Consider the following 290-nt stretch of genomic DNA (forward strand, 5'->3'; position numbering starts at 1 on the left):
TTTTGACCTTTACAGACGATCAAACAAAAATTATAGATTCCTGAACATATAGGCATATAAATAACAAGGTTATAAAGGTCGTGATTTCTACAACACAGGACCTCTGGATATGATGGATAAACTATACCAATATGTTTCAACGAAAGAAAACGTGGGAATAAATCTTTGTCGCATTTCTATTGCCATTGTATTTATGTGGATAGGATTGTTGAAGTTCATTCCCTATGAAGCAGATAGCATCGTTCCTTTTGTAGCTAATAGCCCATTTATGTCTTTCTTTTATAACGATC

Annotated in this window: 1 protein-coding gene; it reads left to right on the plus strand. The window is 33.4% G+C overall.

Going from position 1 to position 290, the window contains the following annotated elements:
• Positions 1–112: 112 nt before the first annotated feature.
• Positions 113–290, plus strand: a 178-nt coding sequence (locus tag J4G32_RS20980) for a DUF417 family protein (RefSeq protein ID WP_210497614.1), incomplete at its 3' end; no start/stop codon positions are given.

Source organism: Microvirga antarctica, from assembly GCF_017921815.1.
Classification (GTDB): Bacteria; Pseudomonadota; Alphaproteobacteria; order Rhizobiales; family Beijerinckiaceae; genus Microvirga; species Microvirga antarctica.